The organism is Streptococcus sp. KHUD_012, from assembly GCF_052588255.1.
Genome location: NZ_CP159355.1, coordinates 292,689 through 318,118, shown reverse-complemented (window position 1 = coordinate 318,118; position 25,430 = coordinate 292,689). Strand labels below are relative to the sequence as shown.

At 43.1% G+C, this 25,430-nt stretch carries 23 protein-coding genes and 1 pseudogene; 5 read left to right on the top strand and 19 right to left on the bottom strand.

Translation table 11 applies throughout. The features are described 5' to 3' along the window. Positions 1–79: 79 nt before the first annotated feature. The 10 genes from cls to ABVF55_RS01740 all read right to left on the bottom strand — a co-directional run bounded on the left by cls (position 80) and on the right by ABVF55_RS01740 (position 8,808). Positions 80–1,615 (bottom strand): cardiolipin synthase, encoded by a 1,536-nt coding sequence (gene cls, locus ABVF55_RS01785; RefSeq protein WP_445285425.1) that lies wholly within the window; start codon positions 1,613–1,615, stop codon positions 80–82. Positions 1,616–1,891: 276 nt separating this feature from the next. Further along, complete coding sequence (locus tag ABVF55_RS01780) at positions 1,892–2,302, bottom strand: SP_0198 family lipoprotein (RefSeq protein WP_070675840.1); 411 nt, start codon at positions 2,300–2,302, stop codon at positions 1,892–1,894. Positions 2,303–2,378: 76 nt separating this feature from the next. Continuing rightward, positions 2,379–3,611: a bifunctional folylpolyglutamate synthase/dihydrofolate synthase gene (locus ABVF55_RS01775; protein WP_445285424.1), complete on the bottom strand. Its 1,233-nt coding sequence runs from the start codon at positions 3,609–3,611 to the stop codon at positions 2,379–2,381. Between the two features lie 307 nt (positions 3,612–3,918). Beyond that, positions 3,919–4,224: a DUF1292 domain-containing protein gene (locus tag ABVF55_RS01770; protein WP_003001941.1), complete on the bottom strand. Its 306-nt coding sequence runs from the start codon at positions 4,222–4,224 to the stop codon at positions 3,919–3,921. 22 nt (positions 4,225–4,246) lie between these two features. Beyond that, positions 4,247–4,666: a Holliday junction resolvase RuvX gene (ruvX, locus tag ABVF55_RS01765; protein WP_023919889.1), complete on the bottom strand. Its 420-nt coding sequence runs from the start codon at positions 4,664–4,666 to the stop codon at positions 4,247–4,249. Further along, entirely contained in the window at positions 4,666–4,932 is a 267-nt protein-coding gene (locus ABVF55_RS01760) for an IreB family regulatory phosphoprotein (protein WP_003002070.1), read from the bottom strand. Before ABVF55_RS01760 ends, ruvX begins: the two co-directional genes overlap by 1 nt. A 124-nt stretch (positions 4,933–5,056) precedes the next feature. Next, positions 5,057–5,653 carry an SP0191 family lipoprotein gene (locus tag ABVF55_RS01755; RefSeq protein ID WP_201087716.1) on the bottom strand — a complete coding sequence of 199 codons (597 nt, stop codon included), beginning with the start codon at positions 5,651–5,653 and terminating at the stop codon, positions 5,057–5,059. A gap of 135 nt (positions 5,654–5,788) precedes the next feature. Further along, the gene (gene spx / locus ABVF55_RS01750; RefSeq protein WP_003009108.1) at positions 5,789–6,187 is read right to left on the bottom strand and encodes a transcriptional regulator Spx; all 399 of its coding nucleotides are present in this window, start codon (positions 6,185–6,187) and stop codon (positions 5,789–5,791) included. 87 nt (positions 6,188–6,274) lie between these two features. Next, positions 6,275–7,420 (bottom strand): recombinase RecA, encoded by a 1,146-nt coding sequence (gene recA / locus ABVF55_RS01745; protein WP_003002082.1) that lies wholly within the window; start codon positions 7,418–7,420, stop codon positions 6,275–6,277. A gap of 119 nt (positions 7,421–7,539) precedes the next feature. After that, entirely contained in the window at positions 7,540–8,808 is a 1,269-nt protein-coding gene (locus ABVF55_RS01740; RefSeq protein WP_201090162.1) for a competence/damage-inducible protein A, read from the bottom strand. 377 nt (positions 8,809–9,185) lie between these two features. Between ABVF55_RS01740 and ABVF55_RS01735 the strand changes: the two are divergent. After that, positions 9,186–10,220: pseudogene (locus ABVF55_RS01735) on the top strand (S66 family peptidase); the annotation flags it as partial. 63 nt (positions 10,221–10,283) lie between these two features. On the opposite strand, the gene ABVF55_RS01730 reads toward ABVF55_RS01735, so the two are convergent. From ABVF55_RS01730 to mutL, 4 genes are read right to left on the bottom strand one after another with little or no spacing between them, the layout of a single operon-like run. Next, positions 10,284–10,844: a DNA-3-methyladenine glycosylase I gene (locus tag ABVF55_RS01730; protein ID WP_445285423.1), complete on the bottom strand. Its 561-nt coding sequence runs from the start codon at positions 10,842–10,844 to the stop codon at positions 10,284–10,286. 3 nt (positions 10,845–10,847) lie between these two features. Beyond that, positions 10,848–11,417, bottom strand: coding sequence for a hypothetical protein (locus ABVF55_RS01725; protein ID WP_445285422.1), 570 nt, complete (start codon positions 11,415–11,417; stop codon positions 10,848–10,850). Further along, a complete protein-coding gene (ruvA, locus tag ABVF55_RS01720) occupies positions 11,417–12,010 on the bottom strand; it encodes a Holliday junction branch migration protein RuvA (protein WP_445285421.1) in 594 nt (197 codons plus the stop codon). The genes ABVF55_RS01725 and ruvA overlap by 1 nt, the downstream gene beginning before the upstream one ends. Before the next feature lie 20 nt (positions 12,011–12,030). Continuing rightward, the gene (gene mutL, locus ABVF55_RS01715; RefSeq protein WP_445285420.1) at positions 12,031–13,974 is read right to left on the bottom strand and encodes a DNA mismatch repair endonuclease MutL; all 1,944 of its coding nucleotides are present in this window, start codon (positions 13,972–13,974) and stop codon (positions 12,031–12,033) included. A gap of 245 nt (positions 13,975–14,219) precedes the next feature. Here mutL and ABVF55_RS01710 point away from each other — a divergent pair, with 245 nt between their 5' ends. Then, a complete protein-coding gene (locus tag ABVF55_RS01710; RefSeq protein ID WP_223325820.1) occupies positions 14,220–14,660 on the top strand; it encodes a LytTR family DNA-binding domain-containing protein in 441 nt (146 codons plus the stop codon). After that, the gene (locus ABVF55_RS01705; protein WP_024054970.1) at positions 14,654–15,109 is read left to right on the top strand and encodes a DUF3021 domain-containing protein; all 456 of its coding nucleotides are present in this window, start codon (positions 14,654–14,656) and stop codon (positions 15,107–15,109) included. The genes ABVF55_RS01710 and ABVF55_RS01705 overlap by 7 nt, the downstream gene beginning before the upstream one ends. Before the next feature lie 305 nt (positions 15,110–15,414). Here ABVF55_RS01705 and mutS read toward each other — a convergent pair whose 3' ends face one another. Both mutS and argR read right to left on the bottom strand, forming a co-directional pair. Continuing rightward, positions 15,415–17,964 (bottom strand): DNA mismatch repair protein MutS, encoded by a 2,550-nt coding sequence (gene mutS, locus ABVF55_RS01700; RefSeq protein WP_445285419.1) that lies wholly within the window; start codon positions 17,962–17,964, stop codon positions 15,415–15,417. A gap of 132 nt (positions 17,965–18,096) precedes the next feature. After that, positions 18,097–18,537 (bottom strand): arginine repressor, encoded by a 441-nt coding sequence (gene argR / locus ABVF55_RS01695; RefSeq protein WP_023919910.1) that lies wholly within the window; start codon positions 18,535–18,537, stop codon positions 18,097–18,099. A 104-nt stretch (positions 18,538–18,641) separates the two neighbouring features. On the opposite strand from argR, the gene argS reads away from it, so the two are divergent. Together argS and ABVF55_RS01685 are read left to right on the top strand one after the other, a co-directional pair. Continuing rightward, positions 18,642–20,330, top strand: a complete 1,689-nt coding sequence (gene argS, locus ABVF55_RS01690) for an arginine--tRNA ligase (protein WP_223325817.1) — start codon at positions 18,642–18,644, stop codon at positions 20,328–20,330. 153 nt (positions 20,331–20,483) lie between these two features. After that, positions 20,484–20,729, top strand: a complete 246-nt coding sequence (locus tag ABVF55_RS01685) for a hypothetical protein (protein WP_023919916.1) — start codon at positions 20,484–20,486, stop codon at positions 20,727–20,729. A gap of 240 nt (positions 20,730–20,969) precedes the next feature. Here the strand turns inward: ABVF55_RS01685 and nrdI are convergent, their stop codons facing one another. The 3 genes from nrdI to ABVF55_RS01670 form a co-directional block, all read right to left on the bottom strand. Further along, complete coding sequence (gene nrdI, locus ABVF55_RS01680) at positions 20,970–21,425, bottom strand: class Ib ribonucleoside-diphosphate reductase assembly flavoprotein NrdI (RefSeq protein ID WP_155125189.1); 456 nt, start codon at positions 21,423–21,425, stop codon at positions 20,970–20,972. A 61-nt stretch (positions 21,426–21,486) separates the two neighbouring features. Continuing rightward, positions 21,487–22,002, bottom strand: a complete 516-nt coding sequence (locus ABVF55_RS01675) for an ABC transporter permease (protein WP_070587705.1) — start codon at positions 22,000–22,002, stop codon at positions 21,487–21,489. A gap of 426 nt (positions 22,003–22,428) precedes the next feature. After that, positions 22,429–25,257, bottom strand: a complete 2,829-nt coding sequence (locus ABVF55_RS01670) for a GbpC/Spa domain-containing protein (protein ID WP_320909632.1) — start codon at positions 25,255–25,257, stop codon at positions 22,429–22,431. Positions 25,258–25,430 lie beyond the last annotated feature (173 nt).

Below are 25,430 nucleotides of genomic sequence, written 5' to 3'. Positions count from 1 at the left end.
GTCAGCCTCTTATCACATAGTCCTATGGAAAAAGAGTCAGGCATCTCGATTCCTGACTCTGATTTTCGTTTTTATACATTTACAACATCGGTGCGAACAATTGCATAATTTCCTTGATTAAGCTTTGGTGCCATGTAAAGCGGAAGCTATCCTCTGTAATTTCTTGAGACACTTCAAAGATATGGTCAAAGTCCTCCCGAATCTTTTTCAAGGCAGGCGTCCGATACATCCAGACCGCATTTTCATAGTGATGGACCAGGCTGCGGTAGTCAAAGTTGATCGACCCTACAACCGCCATTTCATCATCCGCCAGAACTTGCTTACTGTGGACAAAACCAGGCGTGTACTCATAGATTTTCACACCAGCATCCATCAGATCCAAGTAAGCCCCACGCGTAACAATTTGGATCAATTTTTTATCCGGAATATGCGGAGTCACGATGCGAACATCCACCCCACGAAGGGCAGCATTGCGGATATCCTCTGTCAAATCATAATCGATGATCAAGTAAGGAGTCGTGATATAGACGTAATCCGTCGCCAGGTTGATCATATTTTGATAGACCGTCTTTCCGACCTGCGACTTGTAAATCGGCTTTGGTCCACTCCCATAGGGAATGTAGAGCCCTTCTCCTTCGACCGCCTTATTTTCAATATGGTAGCGGTCAAAATCCTCGATTTCCCCACGGTTGATGTACCAGTTCATGAGGAAGAGTCGCGTTAAGGCCTTAACAGCTCGTCCATCCAAACGAATGGCACTGTCCTTCCAGTGACCAAACCGCTCAATGTGGTTGATGTACTCGTCTGCCAGATTGACACCACCCGTATAGCCGATCTGACCATCAATGACCAGGATCTTACGGTGGTCTCGGTTGTTATAAGCCACTGTTAGACGGGGGATCACCTTGTTAAACTTATGGGCATCAATCCCCATCTTTCGCAATCGTTTAGTATAGTTCCCGGCCAAGGTTGCCATACAGCCGATATCGTCATAAAGGAGTTTGACTTCAACCCCATCTTTCACTTTCTGCTCTAAAATCTCTAGGATACTGTTCCACATCAAGCCCTCATCAATGATGTAAAACTCGATGAAGATAAATTTTTTCGCCGCTCTCAGATCCTCTAGTAGTTGCGCATACATCTCCTCCCCTAGAGGGTAAAAGGTCGATGCCGTCCCATTGTAGAGATCCGCATTGTGGTCCATGGACAAAATCGACTTGACCAAGCCATAAACCGCCTTGCTTTCTTGCTTGAGCTCCTTACGCAACTGATGACTATTGTCCTCTCGAAACTTCATGGACTCCATATTTTCCAGCTGGATTGTTTCCTTCTTGGACAAACGTCGCTCTCCAAACATGAGGTATAAAAGCGATCCAAAGACAGGAATGACGGCAATCAAGAGCCAGGTCACCTTATTTTCAGGCGGGGTATTTCGATTAACAATAGCTAAGATTGTCGACACATATAAGAGCCCAATGACTGCAACAGATAGCCAATGAGGGAACCATCTATTGAGCCAGAAGAAGGCCGCAAAGGATGCCCATAGTTCAAAGCCCATAAACAAAATACTAAATCCATATTTGGACATTAATAGACGTAATTTTCTAAAGGTCACAGCATCCTCCTTTTTTCTTTCTACTAGTATACCAATTCTTTTTACCCGTTGCAACGACCAACCAAGCCCCTTCTAGACAAACAAAAAGAGAGTGGGACAGAAGTCCTAGCCTCTCAATTATTTTTGGATTGTCGAGCAAGACGCAGTGGTTGAGTGGGCTCTACTACGCTGATTTCATCAGCTTTTACAGCCCTACTCAACTGTGCGGAGGTGGGACGACGAAATCGAATTCTAACGAATTACCGATTTCTGTCCCACTCTCTCTTGTTTCGTCCCTTATTGCTTGGTCAAAACGATAATCCCTTGATCATCCTCTGCTTGCTCTAGGTCTTCTAGCGACAACTGATCTCCTTCGATCCGATAGCGATAAGGCTCATCCCCGATACGCATGGATTGATTGACCGGATCAATGCTGACCTCTTTGGTCTCTTCTTCTCCATCAGCATCTTGTACCGTAAACGTGCCTTTTCGCCCCGTCACAACTAAGAGAATCGTATTTTCCTCGTCCTGTCCTCGATAACTGCCATCTATGGACACTCCTTCTTTCTGTTCTTCACTCGCCGAAGTCATAGTCTGTGATGAAGTTGACGTCTGTTTGCTCGAAGTCTGTGTTGCTTTTTCTTGCTGGCTACAAGCAGTCAGGAAAAGAGCTACCGCCAAGGTCAGTATAGACATGATTTTTTTCATTAAGATCGACTCCTTTCGCCATAACCGTATACTATCTACCACCAGTATACGCCAAGAAAGTCTTTAGGTCAATTGTTTACCCCTCTAATAAAAATGCCCTTACTTCCGCAATAAAATACAAGGACCCTGTCACAAATAAGACTTCATCTGGACGACTCTGATCCATAAATTCTTTGATATAGGCCTTATAGTCCGCTACATAGGGCAAGTCTTGTCGGTCGCCTTGTGCCACCACTTCTCCGTAATGGAAGGTCGTCAAAATCAATTCAGCTTCTGGCAATCCCGCTTGAAGCGTTTGGAGCATCCCGCTATAATCTTTTCGCTTGAGAGCACCGAATAAAATCTTCACGCGTTTTCCTGCCAAGCTTTTTGCAAACTCAATCAAGCGCAACATAGCATGAGGATTATGAGCGCCATCCAGATACACCTGGTCTCCAAACAACTCTAGACGGCCCGGCCACCGCGTCTCTTGCAAGGCGTGCTGGACCTGCTCCATATCCACTTCTTGATCTAGGCCCTCCATATAGAGGAAAAAGGCCTCCAAAGCTACTGCAGCATTTTCCCGTTGGTAATCACCCTTCAAGCCCAGAGACGGCAAGACAAGATCCACGTTTTCATTCCAAAAACGATCCTGCTCTAAGCCAAAATCGTTCTGAAAGGCGTGGAGATCCACATCCAATTGCTCGGCTCTGTCTTGACAAACAGCTATAGCCTCAGCAGGCAAAGGGCCCACAACAGCCTTCTTGCCCTTCTTAAAGATTCCTGCCTTTTGCTGGGCGATTTCTGCAATCGTCCCTCCCAGTGTTTCCTGGTGATCCAGGCCAACCGAAGTGATCACTGCGATCTCTCCTGTCACTACATTGGTCGTATCTAGAAGCCCACCGATGCCAACTTCCAACAAGACTACATCCACAGCTTGTTCCTTAAAATACAAGAGGGCCATGAGGCAGATAATCTCAAAATAAGAGAGTTGGTCCTGGGTTTGAAGCAAGGTCTGCTCCATTTGTTGGACTTCTTGACCAATCCGAGTAAAATCTTCATCTGAAATTGGCTGATCCCCAATACAAATCCGGTCATGGATACTGATCATATGAGGAGAAGTAAAGGTCCCAACCTTCTTTCCGTGAGCCATCAACAATTGACGCAGAAAGGCGATTGTGGATCCCTTCCCATTGGTTCCTGTCACATGAAGGATCGGATAAGCCTTATCCGGCCTCCCTAAAAGGCTCACTGCTTGTTCCATACGATCCAGTCCCGATCGAAAATTCAGACCGATCCGACTATTCATCCATTGCTCAATCTTATTCACATCTTCCTCCTAAAAGAAAAAAGCGACAAAACCTCTTCTGACGTTTGCGCTCCTTTCTTTTGTAATTGTTTCTTTCTCATTTTTACAGCAAGTCCATCGGACTTCCTGCTTCTTCTTATTTCTTGAAGCAGGGCTAAAAACGTCCACTGGACTTACCAACTCTTTCTAGTTTCTAGGAGTTGAGGTGATACAGTCTCCCAGACTTACCAGCTCTCTCGTATTTCAAGGAGCTGGGCTAAAAACGTCCCCCGGACTTACTTGCGGTCTTTGTTTCTAGCGCAAGGGTAAAAACATCCACTGGATGTTTTTACTCCTCCATAAAGCTGTTGAAGACTTCTTCGATCATATCCCATTCTGCATCTGAGTCTTCTGGGATTGGTTGAAGGTCGCCTTCTGTTCCGTCTTCGTTTTCTGTAAATGAATAAGCTTGGATTTCAACTTCGCCGTTTTCATCTTCTTCTGCATTTGCAGGGATCAAAAGGACATAGTTCTTTCCAAATTCTTCTTTGCCATCAATGGTTAAAAGAATTTCAAACAAGGTTTCATTTCCTTGTTCATCCACCAATGTAATTAATTCACGTTCTTCATGGTCGTGGTTATGATCATGTGCCATACTATTCTTCCTCGTTTTCTTTCTAAAAATTGCGATCTAAATAATTTTGTAAAATAAGCTGCGCTGCTAACTTATCAATAACTTTTTTACGTTTGCTACGGCTAATATCTGCTTGCTCAATCAACATCCGCTCTGCAGCAACTGTTGTCAACCGTTCATCTTGGTAGTCGACTGGCAACCCAAACTTTTCAGCAATCATTGCGCCATAAGCCTGACTGGCTTCCACACGCGGTCCGCTTGTGTTGTTCATGTTTTTCGGCAAACCCACAACAAAACGGTCTACCTTGTATTGAGCCACTAATTCGGCCAAGCGCTCCAAACCGAATTCTTTTTTGTCTTCATCGATTTGGATGATTTCAAGACCCTGAGCTGTAAAACCGAGAGGATCACTCACAGCAACCCCGACGGTCTTTGAGCCAACATCCAATCCCATAATTCTCATTAGAGGTCTATTCCTTGCCCTTTCAAATAATAACGTACCAATTCTTCCACGATCTCATCTCGTTCATATTTACGAATTTGGTTCCGTGCATTATTATAACGAGGTACATAGGCAGGATCACCACTGAGTACGTATCCTACGATTTGATTAATTGGATTGTAGCCTTTTTCATCCAGTGACAAGTAAACATCTTTCAAGGTCTCGCTAATTTCCTTACGATTTGAATCATCAAGATTAAAACGTACTGTTTCATCTGTAAATCCCACAAGAACACCCTCTTTCCTTAGAATATTACTATTATATCATAATTAAGAGTTTTCCACAACGGCCAAGCCCTTGATTTTACGGCTTTTTCAAGCATTTTTGAGCTATTTTAGCTAAACTGTTTTTTTATTTTTGCTCACTCGCTCCAGCATTGATGAGGTTGTCCGCAAATTGACTCGGTGTCAGCTTCAACAACTCCGGTAAGTGATTGTTTTTGAAGTAAGTCATGCCTTCGGCTTTCTTCACATCCATCGCTTCAAAGTCATAGGTGATGGTTACCTTGTATTCATTCTCATTTTCCAAGGTCAAATTAGCTGTGAAACCTGGCACTGTCAAAGCTTCCTTAAATGCATCGTCCTTGTTAAAGGATTCTCTCAATTGCTTTTGTGCTTCCTCGACTCCAACCTGTTGGATTCCTTTTTTCAACTCCTCATCGGTTGCCGTCACATTGATGGTCTCTAATTTTTTAAAGGTATTCCCCACATAGGTGACGATTTGCGTCTGTTGTGTCCCCTTGTCATCTTTTGGAAAGACAAAGGTTCTAGTGATGACTTTATTTTCTTCAGCTTTTTGCAGAATACTCTTATTATCCTTTTGTAGTTGCTCTGCTTTCGCTTGGATTGCCTTTTGTTCACTTGAATTTGGCGTTTTCGCTTGTTTTTTTTGACCGCATCCCGTCAAACACAAGGCAAGCGCACCCAATAAGAAGATTTTCCTTTTCATTTTCCATTCCTTACTAGTTATTGTTTTCTAAAATATTGTATCATAGATTTCGTAAAATGGCGCAGTAAACTGCTTTCCATTTCGATTTTTAAAAAGAAAAAATCAGAAACAAATTGTTTCTGATTTTCAATCGTTTTAAAGAGCTGCACGCATCCGCGCTTCTGCATTTTCTACATTTCGAACTGATCGTGGCAAGAAGGCACGAATATCGTCTTCTTTGTAACCCACTTGGAGACGTTTGTCATCTACCAAGATCGGACTTTTAAGAATACGAGGTGTTTCCATGATGATGTCAATGACTTCATTGACACTCAAGTCTTCGATGTCCACTCCTAGATTTTTAGCGTATCGATTTTTTGAAGAGACAATACTTGCCACTCCATTTTCAGTCTTTGTAAGGATATCCAACAATTCTTCTTTGGTGATCCCTTCCTTACCGAGGTTTTGTTCTTTATAAGTTAGCTGGTGAGCGTTGAGCCAAGTCTTTGCTTTTTTACAGCTGGTGCAACTTGACACTGTATAAATTTTAATCATGCATGCACTCCTTTCGCTACACGATAATACTATCGTATTAAATTATAACACAAAAACCATCAGTCTAGCGACCTATTTTGAAAAAAATTAATCTTCAATTTCAATCGCGTCATCTAAATCTAGAGTTACTTCTTCTACGACTGGAGCTGCTTCTTCAGTTTTATCAAGGGTTTTCACTGCTTCGTCTTCTTCGATCAAACCAAAATGAACCCGAACCTTGTGGTCGATTTCGTCAAAAATTTCTGGGTGGTCAGCCAAGAATTTCTTAGCATTTTCAGATCCTTGACCAATTTTTTCGCCATTATAGGAGTACCACGCACCCGCTTTTTGGATGATATCCAAATCTGTTGCAATCTTCACCAATTCACCTGTACGTGAAATTCCTTCCCCGTACATGATTTCAACCATGGCTTCTTTGAACGGTGGAGCTACCTTGTTCTTCACAACCTTGATCTTGGTTTCCTTACCAACGTTGGTATCTTTTTGGTCCCCAGTCCCCTTGATTTGAGTGTTTCCACGAACATCTAGACGGACAGAAGCGTAGAATTTCAGGGCACGACCACCAGGTGTGGTTTCAGGGTTCCCAAACATGACTCCAACTTTTTCACGCAATTGGTTGATAAAGATGGCAATGGTCTTGGTCTTATTGATCGAAGCTCCAAGCTTACGCATCGCTTGGCTCATCATTCGCGCTTGCAATCCAACGTGGCTATCCCCGATATCTCCATCGATTTCCGCACGTGGGACCAAAGCCGCAACAGAGTCGACAACCACCAAATCAACCGCACCAGAGTCGATCAATTTACCAGCAATTTCAAGTCCTTGTTCCCCTGAGTCTGGTTGAGACAAGAGAAGTTCGTCGATATTGACTCCGAGAGCTGCTGCATAAGATGGATCCAAGGCATGCTCCGCATCGATAAAGGCAGCAATGCCTCCTTCTTTCTGTGCTTGCGCTACTGCATGGAGGGCAACGGTTGTTTTACCAGATGATTCTGGACCATAGATTTCGATGATCCGACCTTTTGGATAACCACCAGCACCCAAGGCAATATCAAGCGCCAAGGAACCAGAGCTCATGACTTGTACTTTTTGCTCTGCACGTTCGCCCAGACGCATGATCGATCCCTTACCAAAATCCTTTTCGATCAACTTCAGGGCATCATTGAGCGCTTTTTCACGCTCATCTCCAAATTTCTTAGAGATATCATCTAATTTTTTCTGTTTTTTCGCCATTCTTTTCTCCTATTTTTTACTATACAGGAAATGCATGCAACTCACTGACGTTTTCCGGTCTTTGAAAGGCACATTTCCTATCCATTTTTAGAATTATTCTTCATTTGGCACAAACTTCATTATACCAAATTTTCACCATTTAATACAGCCAAGCGTACCAAATTAAAGGCATGAAGAACTGCAATTTCGCGGACATCCGCCCGGCTACGTCCGGCGATATTGACTTGGACACTATCCACTCCATTTGGAGTCGCAAGTCCGATAAAGACGGTCCCTGCTGGGTGCCCTTCTAGACTATCTGGCCCCGCAACTCCGGTCAGGCTAACACCATAATCGGATCCTGTTAACTTACGGGCCTGTGAAGCCATGGCTTGTGCTGTAAAATGAGACACCACTCCATGTTGCTCTAACTCTTGAGCTGGAATAGACAACATCTTGCTTTTTTCTTCCAGACTATAGGTGACAAAACCACCCGCGAAGATGCTGGACGCCCCTGAAAAATCTGCCAAAGTCGCTTGGAAAAGGCCGGCCGTCAGGCTTTCTGCAGCTGTAATGGTCTTACCAGTCCGTTTCAAGAGATCAAAGGCCACCTTGGCCATCGAATTATCATCCCCATAACCGTAAAACAGTTCATGCAAGGGTTGATGATCCAGCGTATGACGGGATAAGATTTCCTTTTCTAAGACATCGAGCTTCGCATCCGCTGAGGCTTGATCCTTCGCCTTTGTAGACAAACGCAAAGTTACTTCTCCCGTCTTGGCATAAGGGGCAACCGTCGGATCAGTCTGCTCTTCAATGATATCTGCTAGGATCGTAACCAGCTGGCTTTCCCCAATCCCAAAGAAGCGCAAGACTCTTGAAAAGAGCTCTTCCCCTGTCGTCAAATGAGGCACCAATTGTTCATTGACCATGGGTTTTAACTCACTTGGTGGACCAGGTAGAACGACATAGGTCACACCATCGACTTCAATCAAACCTCCAACCGCGAGACCTGTACGGTTTTGAAGGGGGATTGAACCGGCAATCAATTGTGCTTGTCGCTCATTATTGGGCGTCCGGACATATTCAGGGCGACTGGCAAAGAAGGTGTCGAGTTTAGCAAGCGCTGTTGGATCAAAAACCAGTTCTTTCCCTAAAAACTTAGCAAGGGTTTGCTTGGTCAAATCATCCTCTGTGGGCCCAAGTCCACCACATAAAATCACCAAATCACTGCGTTTTGAAGCTGTCTCAATGGTCGATAAGAGACGACCTTCATTGTCTCCTACCGCCACATGATAATAGACATCAATCCCTAAACTAGCCAATTTTTCAGACAAGAATTGAGCATTGGTGTTGACAATTTGTCCTGTTAGAATTTCTGTTCCAACTGCAATAATTTCCGCCTTCATGGTGCCTCCTACTTATACTATTCGTAATTTTCATTTCATTTTAACACAATTTCCTAAATTATTTAAAAAACAGATTGAAGATAAAGTACATTTTGGACAACTTTCTTCAATCTTTTTCTTTTAGAGTATAAAGTAAAAAACTCTTAGAAATACTATTTCATCAGCATCCCTAAGAGATTTAACTATGTGGCAATCAACTTCTAAAGGGCTGTTTTCTATTGTGGATAGAGCTTATCTCTATTCTGAAGCAACCATATCGAGTGGTTGCTTTTTTACTACTTTATTGATCTAAAAACCTTCTTTCGACTCTAATTCTTGTTGTTTCCCCTCATCTTTTGTGATACAATAGCATCAATTTATTTCTAGGAGGATAAGATATGGTTTCTACTATTGGTATTATAAGTTTATCTAGTGGGATTATCGGAGAGGACTTTGTCAAGCACGAAGTGGACTTGGGGGTCCAACGACTCAAAGACCTCGGACTCAATCCTATCTTTTTACCTCATTCACTAAAAGGCTTAGACTTTATCAAAGAACATCCTGAAGCTCGTGCAGAGGATTTGATTCAGGCCTTTTCCGATGATAGCATCGACATGATCTTATGCGCCATCGGTGGAAACGATACCTATCGCTTGCTACCTTATCTTTTTGAAAATGACCAACTACAAAAGGTTATCAAGCAAAAGATTTTTCTTGGCTTCTCGGATACGACCATGAACCATCTCATGTTGCATAAACTAGGAATCAAGACTTTTTACGGCCAATCCTTTTTTGCAGACATTTGTGAGTTAGACAAAGAAATGCTGCCATATAGCCGCCACTACTTTAAAGAATTGATTGAGACTGGTAGAATCTCAGAAATTCGCCCTAGTAACGTTTGGTATGAGGAACGGACTGATTTTAGTCCCGAGGCTCTGGGAACACCTCGTGTCAGCCATGAAAATACAGGTTTTGACTTGTTACAAGGCAATGCTCAGTTCGAGGGAGAAATCCTCGGTGGTTGTCTTGAGTCTCTCTATGATATTTTTGACAACTCTCTACACGCAGATAGCACGGACCTCTGCCAAAAATACAAACTTTTCCCCGACTTGTCAGACTGGGAAGGAAAGATCCTCTTGCTAGAAACAAGCCAAGAAAAGCCTGAACCTGACGACTTTAAAAAGATGTTGCGGACTTTGAAGGACACGGGTATATTCGAGGTCATCAGTGGACTATTAGTCGGAAAACCTATGGATGAAACTTTCTATGACGACTATAAAGAAGCACTTTTGGATATCATCGATAGCAATATCCCAATTGTCTATAATCTGAATGTTGGTCATGCAACTCCAAGAGCCATTGTCCCCTTCGGAGTCCACGCCCATGTAGATGCAACGGAGCAAGTCATTCGCTTTGACTATAACAAAGAAAGCTGGGAAGAATTTCTCAGCTTTTTTTCTATATTCTCAGATACTCTAGTTAGCTATACTCACTAATCACCGTTTTTTCCATTCACAAGCATTCTCATGATCATTGACCAGGCCTGCTGCTTGTAGGTAGGATAAAACTGCGACTGGTCCGGTGAACTTAAAACCACGTTTTTTGAGGTCCTTGGCTAGCTTCTCAGAAAGAGCTGTCTTCACTGGAGCCTGTCGGTAATCTGGAACATCATTGACGATGGTTTTCCCATCGACAAAAGACCAAAGATAAGCATCAAACGATCCAAATTCCTCCTGGACTTGTAGAAAGGCTTGAGCATTGGCCCGTGTCGCAAAAATCTTTGCACGATTGCGGATGATGGCTGGATTGTCTAACAAGGATTCCAGTTCTTCATCCGTCATCTCTGCGACGCGTTGAAGATGGTAACCATGAAAAGATTCTCGGAAAGCCTGCCGTTTATTGAGGACCGTTTCCCAAGATAGTCCAGCCTGATAGGTCTCCATACAGAGCAACTCAAAGAGAGAACGGTCATCATGGAGGGGCTGTCCCCACTCCTCATCATGATAGGCCACATAGAGAGGATTGTTCATTTTAACCCAGCCACAGCGTTTTGGCATAGACTATTCTCCAATCTTTGAAACATAGTTAGGTAAGGGGACCGTGGACGTGTCTAATAAATTAATCCAACGATTAATATCTGGTGGCAGAGGGGTAAATCTCTCGTCCGTTTGATACCTTACACCATCATCTGTTTCTATTCCAGTTAATGTTTCAATCTGTTCTCGCAGCTGGTCTACAGACACCCAATCAGTCCAACCTTCAAATAAGTTTTCAGGAGCTAATGTTAGCCCATACCATTCTTCAAACCATTCGATATAGTCTGCACTTAACAGGTAGAGTTTTTCGAAAGAACAAGGTTCATCATTCACCTTTATACTTTCCACTATATTGTCATGATCTACTATGGCAATACTCGCACCACAAAATTCACAAGGAAGTGAGCCAACTTGACCATAGCGAGATCCACTATGCAAAAATAATCCTGTTTGGCTCTGTTGACAATTTTTACAAAACAATGGAAAAACGGTACAGTGTAGCCATAGTGTATCAATCTTCCCATTTTTAAACTTTATCTTAATATGGTTGCTACTGTTCTTTGCTTCAACTAGATTGATTCGAGCAATCCCCATTATTTCACCAACATCTTAAGGGCAGACTTGATGTAGTTTTCAGCAGTATCAGAAGTTCCCTCAAAGAATTTCTTGATTTTCTTAAGTTCCGTTGCCTTGTAGCCCAATGCCAACATGGCTTCCATAGCTTCTTCAAGGGCTTGATTTTCTTCTGCAACTTTGGCTTTGGTCTGAGCCGGTGCATCTTCTAGATCAAGATTGATCTTACCTTCCAAGTCCAGCACCATCTGTTGGGCTGTTTTCTTGCCGATCTTCGGAAACTTGGTCAAGTAAGTGATGTTCTTGCTTTCGATGGCTTGGACAAGGCCTGCATTATCGTCTGCAGCAATGATGGCCAGAGCTGAGACAGGTCCAATCCCAGAGACTGAGATCAAGTTTAAAAAGAGCTTTTTCTCTTCTTCGGTCGCAAAGCCATAGAGAAGGTGAGCGTCTTCCCGAACCACTTGGTGCAGATAGACGTGCACCTCTTGATTCATTTTGCCAGAGTAGGCATAGGGATTGGCCACATGCAAGAGATAGCCGATTCCAGCTGTTTCTACCACGATGTATTTGGCGGTAATTTTCGTTAAGATTCCTTTAATGTATTCGTACATAAGATTCCTTTATCGTTTACTTAATATTTGCCCAATTCCCGCAGGCTAGTGTGATTTTCTTGAATGCGTCGGAACATCTTTTCCATATCTGACTTGGTAAAGTTAACCAAAACCGGACGGCCATGAGGGCAGTTATAAGGGTTGTCACATTGGGACAGTTGATAGATGAGATCCCGTGCGGAGTAATCATCCAGTGTATGATTGGCCTTGATGGAGCGTTTGCAGGACATCATGATGGCCAACTCAGCCCGGTATTTCTTGATGGACACTTCCTTGGTCAAGAGGAGCATGTCACACATTTCATAGATACCCGACTCGATCTCTTCCTCCTTCATCCAGATCGGATGCTCCCGTAAGATCAACTGGTTGGCTCCGTACTCTTCTAAGTAGACGCCTACTTCTTCTAGAAGGTGCTTGCGCTGTTGCAGGCGGATCAGATCGTCTGTAGGGAATTCAAAGATATAAGGCACCAGCAGTTGTTGCTGACTGCCGTCTACGTCCCCGATGCTCTCCCGATATTCTTCGTATTTGACCCGCTCTTGGGCCGCGTGCTGGTCAATGATATAAAGGCCCCCATTGCCTTGGGCAAAGAGATAAGTTCCATGCATCTGACCAAAATATTCCAACTCTGGGAAGGTCGAATGTTCTTCCCCATCCAACTTATCATAGACCTTGTCTAGACTAGCCAGATCCAACTCTGGGTGATCCAGTTCATCATAAACCGCAGTCTTTCTTTCCGCAAACTTGATCGCGCTTGTCGGTTTTTCTACTGGGTTTTCTTGGCTTGTAGAATCAGCAGCCACCTCATCTGTTAGAGGCAATTGAGGATCTGCCACTTCTGGTCGAAGCTTGAAATCTTGGCTTTCTCGATCATAATAGAGACGGTTTTCTTTTAAAGGCAGGGTTGTCTGTACTGGCTTTTCTGTTCGGCGAATGGTCGACTTGGCTAGATTTTCTAGAGCATCTGGAATCAGGTCCTGCTCTTTCAAAGCATTCGCAATCGCCTGGGAGATCAAGGCCATTAATTCCCGTTCTTTGGAGATACGAACTTCTTGCTTGGTAGGGTGAACATTGACATCGGCTAAGTAAGGGTCGATCTGGATATTAATGATCGCGAGTGGAAAGCGACCCACCATGAGTTTACTGCCGTAGCCATCTAAAATAGCTCGATTGAGCAAGAAATTCTTGATGTAACGGCCGTTGATAAAGAGGCTGATGTAATTGCGATTGGCACGAGTCAATTCAGGCAAAGACACAAAGCCCGTCACTTCAAAATCTAGGTCGCGATTTTCAATGGCCACCATCTTCTTGGCAGATGCGAGGCCATAGACACCCGCAATGGCTTGCCGGAGATTACCCGTCCCCGCTGTTTTGGTCATTTCTTTTCCATCATTGATCAAGGTAAAGGCAATCTCAGGATGGGCCAAGCTCAAGCGGTTGAGAATATCCACGATATGGGATAGCTCTGCCTGCTGGCTCTTTAAATACTTGAGACGAGCAGGTGTATTAAAAAAAAGATCTTCCACTGTGATCTTGGTCCCGACAGGGCTTGTCGCTGGCTCCAATTCCTCAATTTCGCCACCCTTTGCGACCAATTTGGTCCCGTGGGCAGCTCCTTCTTGCGCCGTTAGAAGGGTTAGAATACTGACAGAAGCAATGGAAGGCATGGCCTCGCCACGAAAACCAAGCGTTCGAATGCGAAAAAGATCCGCTTGATTCTTGATCTTACTGGTCGCATGTCGACGAAGGGCCAGAGCGACCTCATCATACGCAATTCCTTCTCCATTGTCTGTGATCCGAATCGACTTCAATCCTGCTTCTTCGATTTCAACGACGATCTGGCTAGCTCCAGCATCGATCGAGTTTTCAACCAATTCCTTGACCACACTAGCAGGTCGTTCAATTACTTCACCTGCCGCAATCTGGTTGGCTAGGACTTCTGGCAATTCAATAATCTGTGACATAGCTGCTCCTTTACCTTTTTTCACCGATACATGTAGCTCTATTATACCACAGATCCACAGGACTCCCTTTCTTAAAAAATGGAGGCTGGCCCCATCTTCTTCCCTAAAAACCGCATAGGCAAAGAAAATGACCACATAAACAAATTTCCTTGTCTTCCCTTTGGAAAAAGTGTTTAATAGTAGTGTAAAGAAGGAGCCGGGCTAGCAGGCTAACCGACTTTACCTAAGGAGGGAGAAAATATCTTATGAAAGTAGAAGTACACATTGATTCCCACTTCCAAGAAGAAGCGGTGACGATTACAGCACCTACACTATCTACGCGTGTAGAGAGAATCCGTGACTTTGTGGAAGAATTGGATCAAAAAGGGCGCTTACGTGCCAAAAAGGATGGGGAGGCTTACCTGATCGAAAGCCAGCTATTCCAACGTTTTTACATTGAAAATCGGCAAGTGATTGGTGAGACCATGACAGATCAATTTATCCTGACTGGACCACTCTATCAGCTATCTGAAGACTTACCGACCTTCTTTCTTAAAATTTCCCAATCTGAAATTATCAACACAAAAGAAATCGATCACCTGCACTTTACCAGTGGAGGATCGGTGCAAATCTATCTTAAAAACGGGAGTCTGACCTACTCCTCCCGTCGTTACTTAAAAGCCATTAAGGAGAAATTATCATGCTAAAACAATCTTTTTCTGACGCCCTGAAAGGTATTCTCATCGGGCTCATCCTATCCATCTTCTTTTCCTATCTCTTCTCACCTGAGTTGTACCTTCCCTTAAGTCCCAACTCTGCAGTCGGTCGCTGGATGTTCTTGCATCATGTTCACGGCTCACTGGTCATGCTCTATTGTGCCCTCGTTTGGGGTGCGATTGGGGTCCTCTTTAGCTTCGGAAGTCTCCTCTTTCAAAAAGACTGGAGCCTCTTACGGGCTACTCTGAGCCATTACCTACTCATGTTACTTGGGTTTATTCCCCTAGCTACCTTGGCCGGCTGGTTTCCAGCACGACTCGGATTTTACCTCTCACTCGTTGTCGAATTCACCCTCGTTTACGTGATCATCTGGTTGGTCTCCCATCATTTTTATAAAAAACAAGTTCAAGAAATCAACCAAAGCATTGCTAACCACTAAGCAAAAAGATCCTCAGTGCTACGAGGATCTGAAAGTGGAGATAAACTGTTCCTTTATACAAATCTAATAAATTCTATAAAAATTATACTCGTTATAGTTATTCAATCATCTACTGAAACTTTCCGCTGTGAGAAAAGTGCCTGAAACAATTATGTTTCAGGCACTCGGAATTATTGAGACCTTAGGCTCAATAATTAGTCTTGGAACTTCGAAGAAGTTCGCTGACGTCCGTACTCACTTAAGGAAAGTTTCTAAGATGACTTTGTCTTCAATAAAAGATCCTCGCTATTACGAGGATCTTCTTTTTACAATTTCTTTTTCAATTCGGCGACTGCCATCATGACTTCCATCGGAGTCATATTGTAGAGATCCAGATTTTTCAATTCTGTGATCACTGTATTTTCTGTCACTTCCTCAAAGAGGGACATTTGTTCAGCAACCTGCGAAGACACTTCCTTTTTAGGGGTTGCATCCGCAAGCGGTACTTGCTGGGCTTGTCCTTCGAGCTTGGTCAAAATCGCATCCGCCCGCTTCAGCAGCTCTTCTGGCAAACCAGCGATCTTGGCCACGTGAATCCCATAGGACTTATCTGCTGGGCCGGTTTCAATCTTGTGCAAGAAGGTAACCTGACCATCTCGCTCCAAGGTCGCAACATGGACATTTTCCAAGCGAGACAAGCTTTCTGAAAGAGCCGTCAACTCATGGTAATGGGTCGCAAACAAGGTTTTGGCACCGGTTCGATCGTGAATGTATTCGATGATGGACTGGGCGAGGGCCATCCCATCATAGGTCGCCGTTCCCCGTCCCAACTCATCAAATAAAATCAAGGACTGAGGTGTTGCCTTGCGAATGGCGTGATTGGCCTCCATCATTTCCACCATGAAGGTAGACTGACCCGATACCAGGTCGTCAGCAGCTCCGATCCGGGTATAAATCGCATCAAAGATTGGCAACTCGGCCCTTTGCGCTGGAACATAAGAGCCAATTTGGGCAAGAATCACAATGATCGCTAATTGGCGCATATAGGTAGACTTCCCGCTCATATTTGGCCCCGTAATCAGCTGAATATCCCGTTCTTCACCCATAAAGATGCTATTTGGAATATAGGACTGGGCTCCCATCACTTTCTCAACTACTGGATGGCGCCCTTTGTCGATCGCGATTCGTCGTTCTTCATGAAAGAAGGGACGATTCAACTGTTGCGACTCAGCGACACTGGCTAAACTTTGTAAAACATCAACCGTCGCAATCGCCTGAGCTAACTGTTGCAGACGTTGGATATACTTGCCAACTTCTTCCCGAATCCGCATAAAAATCGTATATTCCAGATTAGCAGACTTCTCACGCGCCTCTAGCATATCTCCTTCGATGCGTGCCAATTCCTCCGTACCAAAGCGTTCTGAATTTTTCAAGGTCGCCTTGCGGAAAAAGTGAGCAGGAACGTGACTCAATTGAGAATTGGTGACATGGAAATAGTAGCCATCCTTCTTGTTGTAATCGATTTTGAGACCTGTAATGCCGCTGGCTTCGCGCTCCTTGGCCTCAATCTCAGCAATCCAACCAGTACCATCTCGAAGAACGACACGGTACTGGTCCAATTGCTCGTCAAACCCAGTTCGGATGATATTTCCCTCCGTAATAACAGCAGACGCTTCCGGAGCAATAGCTGAGGTAATCAAGCGGTGCAACTCAGGAAGTTCATCCAAGCGTGCAATCAAGACATCTAAGACCGGATCACCAATCCCCAGTAGAATCGACTTGATCGTCGGCACATGCCCCAGAGTATCTCCTAGCTGCAAGAGATCCTTAGGATTGATCTTACCAAAGGAAACCCGACTCGCTAAGCGTTCAATGTCATAGACCCCTTTGAGGCTGTCGGTCAAATCGCTCCGTTCAAAGAAATGATCCATAAAGACCTGAATGATGTCCTGACGCTCTCGAATCCGTTTCAAATCGACTAAGGGTTTCTGAATCCAGGACCGCAACAAACGACCGCCCATGGCCGTCTTGGTTTCATCCAAATACCAATACAAGCTACCATGTTTCTTCCCAGTTCGCGCATTCTCTGTCAAATCAAGACTAGCCTTGGTCGCAAAGTCCATCTGCAAGAAATCGCAAATCTCATAATGATGGGCTTTTTTGAGGTGGCTTAATTCCCGCATTTGTGTCTGGTGGACATACTGGAGAAGTTTTCCAGCCGTTTTCTTTTCTAGCTCACTCAACTGATCCCCTAAGAGTTGAACATCGTCGAGCGCCGTCTCTACATGTGACAACAAGAGATTCATCTGGCTAATAAACACACGCTCTTCCTGTTCTGGCAACTCATAACCCAGGACCACCTCACGCGCACGTAAATTGCGGATTTCTCCACAAACCATGCTAAAGTCATTGAGGGTCGTCACCTGAAACTCCCCTGTCACCAGATCCATATAGGCTAGCCCATAATCAGTTCCTGAACGATCCAAAGCAACTAGGAAGTTATTCTCACTATCTGGCTTGGTCGAATCCACCACTGTACCCGGTGTAATCACCTGTACGACTTCACGCTTAACGACCCCCTTGGCTTCTTTAGGGTCTTCCATTTGTTCTGCAATCGCGACCTTATACCCCTGTTCAATGAGAACATCAATATACTGCTGGGCCGAGTGATAGGGAACACCCGCCATAGGGATCGGATTCTCTGCATTTTTATTCCGTGAGGTTAAGGAAATCTCTAAAATTTGAGCTGCATTCACTGCATCTTCATAAAATAATTCGTAAAAATCTCCCATTCGAAACAGCAAAAAGGCATCCGGATAGTCTTTTTTGATATCTAGATACTGCTGCATTCCTGGGGATATTTTCTCTACTGCCATACTTCTTTATTCCTTACTGTTGCGTCGTTTCCTGACACAAGCCCCATAGATGAAAACAGGAGTAGATAGCTCACTATCTTCCTCCTTTTGGCATCTTAACGGGGTATTTTCTTTCTCTCCAACAGGGCTTGATTACTGCATCATCCCTAAAATTTCATTTTGAATTTCAATGGCTGCCTCTTGGTCTCGACAAACAATCAAGAGGGTATTGGCCCCTGCTACTGTTCCCAAAATACGCTCATCTGACATTTCATCTACACCATTGGCCAAGAGAGCTGCTTCTCCTAGCTCTGTCCGCAAAACCAAGGTGAATTCTGCTCGTGAGACAGACTTGGCGTGGCTGGACAACATAATATAAATCTCCGCCACCTCAGGCTCATTTGGCAAAATATAATACAACTGGTCTTTTCGTTTCACCTTGACTAGACCCAGATCGCGCAAATCTCGTGACAGAGTTGTTTGCGTTACAGCAATTCCTTTTGCTTCTAATCGATCCTGAATCTCTTTTTGAGTCGACAATTTTTCATTTCGAATCATTTGTTGAATCAAAAGGTGACGTTCTGTCTTTTTCATTGGACCTCCACTTTTGAATAAATATACTTTAAATTATACCAAAAAAATTGAAAATTCGCTCAGAATTGTGTTAAAATAATAGTTAAAAGGACTAAGGAGCTAATATGAACAATAAAGAACTCATTGCTAGTGAATTGGCCAAAGTGATTGACTCTCTTGACCAAGATGCTATTTTAAATTTGCTTGAACAACCAAAATCATCTGATCTTGGTGACATTGCTTTTCCAGCCTTCTCACTTGCAAAAGTGGAACGCAAGGCTCCTCAAGCAATCGCTGCAGATATTGCTGAAAAGATCAACCAAAGCGCCTTCGAAAAAGTTGTTGCAACTGGACCTTACGTGAACTTCTTCTTAGACAAATCTAAGATCTCTGATCAGGTGATCAAATCCGTCATCGAAGCAGGGGCAGACTACGGTCAACAAGACGAAGGTCATGGCCAAAACATTACCATCGACCTTTCAAGTCCAAATATCGCAAAACCATTCTCAGTTGGTCACTTGCGCTCAACCGTTATCGGGGATGCTCTTTCAAACATCTTCCGCAAAATGGGCTACAACACGATTAAAATCAACCACTTGGGAGACTGGGGTAAACAGTTCGGTCTCTTGATGGTAGCCTACAAAAAATGGGGTAGTAAGGAAGCTGTCGAAGCCAACCCAATCGATGAATTGCTAAAACTTTACGTTCGGATCAACGCTGAAATCGAAAACGATCCTGAGCTTGATGATGAAGGACGTCTCTGGTTCAAGAAACTGGAAGATGGAGATCCAGAAGCGACTGAGTTGTGGCAATGGTTCCGTGACGAAAGCTTGGTAGAATTCAACCGTATCTACAAACTCCTCGGTGTTGAATTTGACAGCTTAAACGGAGAAGCTTTCTACAATGACAAGATGGATGAAGCTGTCCAAATTCTTGAAGACAAAGGCTTGTTGAAAGAGTCTAAGGGAGCTAGCATCGTTGAGCTCGATGATGTCAACCTTCCACCGGCTATGATTAAGAAATCAGACGGTGCCACTCTTTATATCACTCGTGATATCGCAACCGCTATCTACCGTGCACGGACTTACAACTTTGTGAAAAACATCTATGCTGTAGGTCAAGAACAATCTAACCACTTCCGTCAATTGAAAGCTGTTTTGAAGAAAATGGGATTTGACTGGAGCGATGATATGGTTCACGTTGACTTTGGTTTGGTGACAAAAAACCGCCAAAAATTGTCAACTCGTAAAGGAAATATCATCCTTCTCGAACCAACTCTTCAAGAAGCCATCTCTCGTGCCAAAGCTCAGATCGAAGAAAAGAATCCTGAACTTGAAAACAAGGAAGAAGTGGCACATGCAGTCGGTGTTGGTGCGGTTAAATTCTACGACTTGAAGACAGACCGCCGCAATGGGTATGACTTCGACCTCGAAGCCATGGTATCCTTCGAAGGAGAAACTGGACCTTACGTTCAATACGCTTACGCTCGTATCCAATCAATCCTTCGTAAAGCCAACTTCACACCATCTACAGATGCGACTTACAGCTTGAGCGACCCAGAAAGCTGGGAAATCATCAAGCTTCTCCAAGACTTCTCTCGTGTTGTCAAACGTGCCGCTGAAAACTATGATCCATCCTTGATCGCAAAATATGCTATCAACTTGGCTCAAGCCTTCAACAAATACTATGCACACACTCGTATCTTGGATGAAAGCCCAGAACGCGAAAGCCGTCTTGCTCTTAGCTACTCAACTGCAGTAGTCTTAAAAGAAGCCCTTCGCTTACTTGGTGTCGATGCCCCTGAGAAAATGTAATTTCTTATCTAATGATTGATAAGTAGAACATCTCATATGGGAGTGAGAGGAGAAACTAAATGCGATTCAATTTAGTTCTTTCTCACTCCTTTTCTCATGCCTAATGCCCTTCATTCTCTACATTTTCAAATCCTTTATATACAGGAGAAATCTATGAATCAAACCGTTTACATCTTAATCCTCATCAGTTTAGTGGTCCTCTTTTTATTCAACAAGTACGAAAGAGAAAAACTACAACGGCTCTTACAAGAGCAACTCTTGAAAGATCAAGCTTTCAAAGATAGCATCAAGGAAAAAATCCAAGAGACCGACAATATCAACGATGTCATCCATGCCATCAACAAAGACTATCGATTGGGACTCCTACTTGCTAAAGAAATCACAGAAAAATTAAAATAAGCCATAGAAGAGGAGTCATATAAAATGTGACTCCTCTTCTATTCAGTCGCAACAAATAAGAGGCTGGGACAAAAGTCCTAGCCTCTCAATTATTTTTGGATTGTCGAGCAAGACGCAGTGGTTGAGTGGGCTCTACTACGCTGATTTCATCAGCTTTTACAGCCCTACTCAACTGTGCGGAGGTGGGACGACGAAATCGAATTCTAACGAATTACCGATTTCTGTCCCACTCTCTTTATTTTAAAGATGATACAAATCTTCTACAATGGCGGCTACTTTTTTAATATCTCCCAACATCCCCCGCATTTCAAAATCGGCTAACATAGGGAAACCAAAGCGTTGGCTGTATTGCTTAGCGGTTAAACAATATTGATTGTTAAAATTCCGATTGCCTGATCCAACCACTCCTAAGCACTTGCTGGCGTTGCCTCCGTAAGCAATAAAATCTGCGACATCTGTCGTCAAAATTTCCACATCGCCATTGTCAACACCATTTCCACCCTCCAAATAGGTTGGCAAAAAAGTAATAAAAGGATTGGTCATTTCAAAGAAGGGCTGGCCCTCTTTGACCAGGTCTTTCACATGCACTTTCTCGATTTCAAGTCCGGGATGGGCTTCCAGCAAATAGTCACTTAAGCGGCGGACAAAACTCTCTGTATTCCCACTCAGACTAATATAAACAAAGGATACTTTCATCTTTTTTCTCCAATCAAGAAGCTCTCTTATCCTCTAAGAGAGCTCCATTCAAACTTATCTATTATGCCGTAGCTTGAGCTTTTCTCAAACGCAAGGTTTTATACAAAACAATCCCAAGGAAGAGAAGAGATAAAGCAGTCAAGAGTAACAAAGCAATGGACGAAGATGCCAGATATCGTTGGCGAAGGGACGGGGTTGAAAAACTAGCTAATAGTGGACGCCCTGCAAAATAATTATAGCAAGAGAAGGCTTGACTTAATAAAATCTGCCCCATGTAAGTATAATGGGCTGTTAACAGATCCTGCTTCATAAAGAGGAAATAGAAAGTTGCCAGTAAGGCAATCAGAATCAGGGAAACAAATAAAAAGGTTAGTGGAGACTGATTGAGTTGGGCTGATTTCTCATAATATGTCACGTAGTCAGCCTTGTCTTGAGCCGTTGTTAAACCAAGTTGTTTCGCAAAATCATCTGTCAGCTCAAAACTCTTTGAAGCTCCAAAGGTTGAGACAGCTGAAGTCAGGGTTCCAACCGTAGAGAAAAATAACAGGATGTAAAGATAGATAGGTTTCTTTTTCATACAAACTCCTTTTCATTTCTTACACCCTATTATATCGCGATACAGATAGAAAGGCAAGCGCCTCAAAACCGTGGAAGCACTTGCCTGATCACTGATACGTTCAAATGAAATTCATTTGGAAAAGTAATGTGTGCAAAAGATGAAAAGCCATCGCAACTGTATCATTGGAATGATTAGAGATATAACGGAGTCCTATAAACTTTCATTCGAACACCACCAGTATACCTCATTCTCTTCTTCTTGTGTCATCCATTTCTATTCTGCTTCATTTCGACACGATTTGGTCTATAAAAGCCATTTCCTCTCCTCATCCAAAAACTATTCTGTTCTATTTCTCAACTATTTGGTCATCACTCCATCAAAAAAGCCAGAAGAACTTGCCTTCTGACTTTCTTTATTTAGATGAATGAACGACAGAAATAAGAATTAATCTTCTTTTTTCTTGCGTGCAAGACCCAATCCAAGCAATCCAGCCATCGCACCTGCAAGAACAGCTGCAGTTGAGCTTTCTGTACCTGTATTTGGAAGCGTAGGTGTTTGTGGTTGCGCAGGTTGTACAGGCTGTTCCGGAACTTCAGGAGTTGGTTCGGTTGGAACCTCTGGAGTTGGTGGAACGATTGGTGTAGGTGGAACAATTGGTGTAGGTGGGTTGTATGGAGTTGGTGGAGTTGGAGGAACTGGTGTTGGTGGGGTTGGAATATCTGTTTCCGTTACCACTTTGTTCTTATGCCATTTCACCTCAGCTTCCGGTTTCACCGGATTCGTATTTGGAACGACTTCAGGAGTCGGTGGGGTTGGCGCTTTTGGTGGAGTTGGCGCTTTTGGTTCCTTCACATCAACTGTGATCACAGTGTAGTTAGGTTCTTTTGGAGCCGTTGGACCTTTAGGTTCTTCTGGTTTGCTTGGTTCTGCAGGTAGATTTTCCACTGTAATCGTTGGTGGAGTTGGAGCCTTTGGTTCTGTTGGTTTTGTTGGCTCTTTCGGTTCTTCTCCTGGCTCTTTAGGAAGACCTACATTTGAGTTGATGGCAAACCAGTAAACCGTTGGTTGACCAGCCGCATTGGCACCATTAGCCGTAAAGACTAAGTGTCCATCTGACATCTTCAAGCCTGCTCCACCATAATAGAGGTATGGAGAAGATGGATTATCCCAACCTTCAAGAGTTGTTGAAGATTCACCGTTAAAGACAGAGCCATGTTCAATATATTGGTTATCTTTAAAGGAAGTCACTTCTTTAGTAGCAGCATCATAAGAAACACTTGAGTTTGGAATTGGAATAAATTTATTATTTCCAACATTTACAGACTCTTGGTGTTCCACGTTTTCAAATTTCTTCTTAGGCGTGAACGTAATTTGACCTGTAGTTGCATCTACTTTGTATGATCCGATAACATCATCCTTACCTTCAAAGGTAAATTCTTCTGTACCAATAGAATGAACACTTCCTGAACCCGAAGCATTTACAGTTAACGCATCCGTTACTTCTTCCTTCTCAGGTGTCGTACCAGGAACCCATTTACCTGTGTCATCTTTAACATAACCATATTTCTGAGTCACAATTTTGAGAGGGTTGTCTGCTGAAATGGAAACAGTTGCAGTACCAAAGTCTGCTTTTCCTGTTTTAACCTTCACTTCATTGTTTTCAATGCTCATGGATGAACCATCTGCATATGGATCCCAAGTTCCACGAACAGTGTTGCCATTTTTATCTTTGGCTTCTACTGTAAGGGCACGAGGTTTGTCTCCACTATCGACATAGGAAGCACCTGTCCAGTGGTTGAGCGAGTTCAAAGCGACAATGGCATTGCGTTGAGTCAAATCAAATTTATTGCCATCACCATCATAGAATTCAACATCGACAGCAACCTTAACAGGTTTGTCTTGGTCTGTTGAAGCACCCACTGTCATGGTTACCGTTGGATCTGCGTTGACTGCTGCAATCCCTTTGCCATCATTTGATGGAAGACTTAAAATCTCATAACGGTAAATCACACGTTTGATTGGATGCATATCCGTATTTTCACGCATGCTGGACTGATTCAAGTTATCATAAGTAACGACAAATTTATCGCCTTCTTTCACTTGAATGTACTCAGTTTCATTATTGGCCCAAGGACTAGTTGCTACAATATCTGAAGCTTCCAATTTATTAGAATCATATTGATGGACATTGCTTGTATTTAAACGAGCTTGAGCATCACGAGTAAGATAAGTGCTGATGCCGTCAATGGTGTGAGTTGCACCACCTTCACGTTGGAAGGTCAAATCTTGAACAGTTGAAACATTTTTAAGGTCAGCATACGCATTGTCTGTCATATATTTGTCGTATGCTTGTTTCGCGTCCGTATATTGTTTTTTGGCAACTTCGTATTCAGCTAATTTCTTTTGATAAGCAATATAATCATTTTCGTACTGTACTTTTTCTACATTGTATTTTGCAAGATCAGCTTCGTATTGAGCCTTAGCAGCATCTTCTTCTGCCTTCTTCGCTACCAATTGATCATAAGCTGCTTTATCTTTATCGTATTGCGCTTTCTTAGTTTGGTATTCTTGTAAATCTTTATCGTATTGCGCTTTCGCTGTATTGTAAACAGCCATTTCTGCTTCATACTTAGCTTTTGCTTCTGCATTGGCCTTATCTGCTGCTGCTTTTTCTGCTACTTTAGCATCGTAGGCTGCCTTTTTAGCATTGTACTCTTCTAAAGCTTTATCATAAGCTGCTTGTTGGGTTTTGTAGTCTTCTACTTGTTTCTTGTAAGCCGCTTCTGCTTCTGCATTTCTCTTTTCAATCAATGTGATTTCTTGAGATTTTGCTTCATACTCCGCTTTTGCCTTTTTGTAGTTATCAACTACTGTGTTGATTTCAGCTGTTTGAGCTTTATTATCTGCTTCTGCTGCTGCGATAGATGGTTGGACTTTTTCAGCTTCTTCTGTAACGGTCACACCTTCTGTAGCCGCATCAGCTTTTGCTTTTTCAAGTTCTGGTGATTCTACATAAGTCGTCGTAACTGTTTTATTTCCTTCTGTCACAGTTGTAGATGTCAACTTAGAACTTGTTGAAACAGCTGCATCGCTTGTTGCTGTATCCGTAGTAGTCGCTTCAGTTGCAGGTGCTGTTGCCTCATCCGCTTTCACTTCTGCTCCGTAGGTATTAACAGTAGCCAATCCAGCGATGGCCAATGAAACAACACCGACTGATAACTTACGAATTGAAAATTTTTCCTGCTTCGAAACATGTTCACGATAGCTTTTCATTTTCAAAACTCTCCTTTTTTGTTTAAAAAAATCTCACTGTAGAGGCAAAAATATGCTACTTCCAGTTAACTTCATTGTATCACAATCAACCATTTTTATATATTTGTCAATTTAATTTTTTATTTTACTTTAAATATATAACAACTTGAATCCCCAAACTTTCCTTGCCTTCC

Coding starts and splice junctions, on each gene's coding strand:
- ABVF55_RS01780 (WP_070675840.1), bottom strand. CDS start 2,302: ATGAAAAAAATCATGTCTATACTGACCTTGGCGGTAGCTCTTTTCCTG.
- ABVF55_RS01770 (WP_003001941.1), bottom strand. CDS start 4,224: ATGGCACATGATCATAACCACGACCATGAAGAACGTGAATTAATTACA.
- ruvX (WP_023919889.1), bottom strand. CDS start 4,666: ATGAGAATTATGGGATTGGATGTTGGCTCAAAGACCGTCGGGGTTGCT.
- ABVF55_RS01755 (WP_201087716.1), bottom strand. CDS start 5,653: ATGAAAAGGAAAATCTTCTTATTGGGTGCGCTTGCCTTGTGTTTGACG.
- spx (WP_003009108.1), bottom strand. CDS start 6,187: ATGATTAAAATTTATACAGTGTCAAGTTGCACCAGCTGTAAAAAAGCA.
- recA (WP_003002082.1), bottom strand. CDS start 7,420: ATGGCGAAAAAACAGAAAAAATTAGATGATATCTCTAAGAAATTTGGA.
- ABVF55_RS01740 (WP_201090162.1), bottom strand. CDS start 8,808: ATGAAGGCGGAAATTATTGCAGTTGGAACAGAAATTCTAACAGGACAA.
- ABVF55_RS01730 (WP_445285423.1), bottom strand. CDS start 10,844: ATGCCAAAACGCTGTGGCTGGGTTAAAATGAACAATCCTCTCTATGTG.
- ABVF55_RS01725 (WP_445285422.1), bottom strand. CDS start 11,417: ATGGGGATTGCTCGAATCAATCTAGTTGAAGCAAAGAACAGTAGCAAC.
- ruvA (WP_445285421.1), bottom strand. CDS start 12,010: ATGTACGAATACATTAAAGGAATCTTAACGAAAATTACCGCCAAATAC.
- mutL (WP_445285420.1), bottom strand. CDS start 13,974: ATGTCACAGATTATTGAATTGCCAGAAGTCCTAGCCAACCAGATTGCG.
- ABVF55_RS01710 (WP_223325820.1), top strand. CDS start 14,220: ATGAAAGTAGAAGTACACATTGATTCCCACTTCCAAGAAGAAGCGGTG.
- ABVF55_RS01705 (WP_024054970.1), top strand. CDS start 14,654: ATGCTAAAACAATCTTTTTCTGACGCCCTGAAAGGTATTCTCATCGGG.
- mutS (WP_445285419.1), bottom strand. CDS start 17,964: ATGGCAGTAGAGAAAATATCCCCAGGAATGCAGCAGTATCTAGATATC.
- argR (WP_023919910.1), bottom strand. CDS start 18,537: ATGAAAAAGACAGAACGTCACCTTTTGATTCAACAAATGATTCGAAAT.
- argS (WP_223325817.1), top strand. CDS start 18,642: ATGAACAATAAAGAACTCATTGCTAGTGAATTGGCCAAAGTGATTGAC.
- ABVF55_RS01685 (WP_023919916.1), top strand. CDS start 20,484: ATGAATCAAACCGTTTACATCTTAATCCTCATCAGTTTAGTGGTCCTC.
- nrdI (WP_155125189.1), bottom strand. CDS start 21,425: ATGAAAGTATCCTTTGTTTATATTAGTCTGAGTGGGAATACAGAGAGT.
- ABVF55_RS01675 (WP_070587705.1), bottom strand. CDS start 22,002: ATGAAAAAGAAACCTATCTATCTTTACATCCTGTTATTTTTCTCTACG.
- ABVF55_RS01670 (WP_320909632.1), bottom strand. CDS start 25,257: ATGAAAAGCTATCGTGAACATGTTTCGAAGCAGGAAAAATTTTCAATT.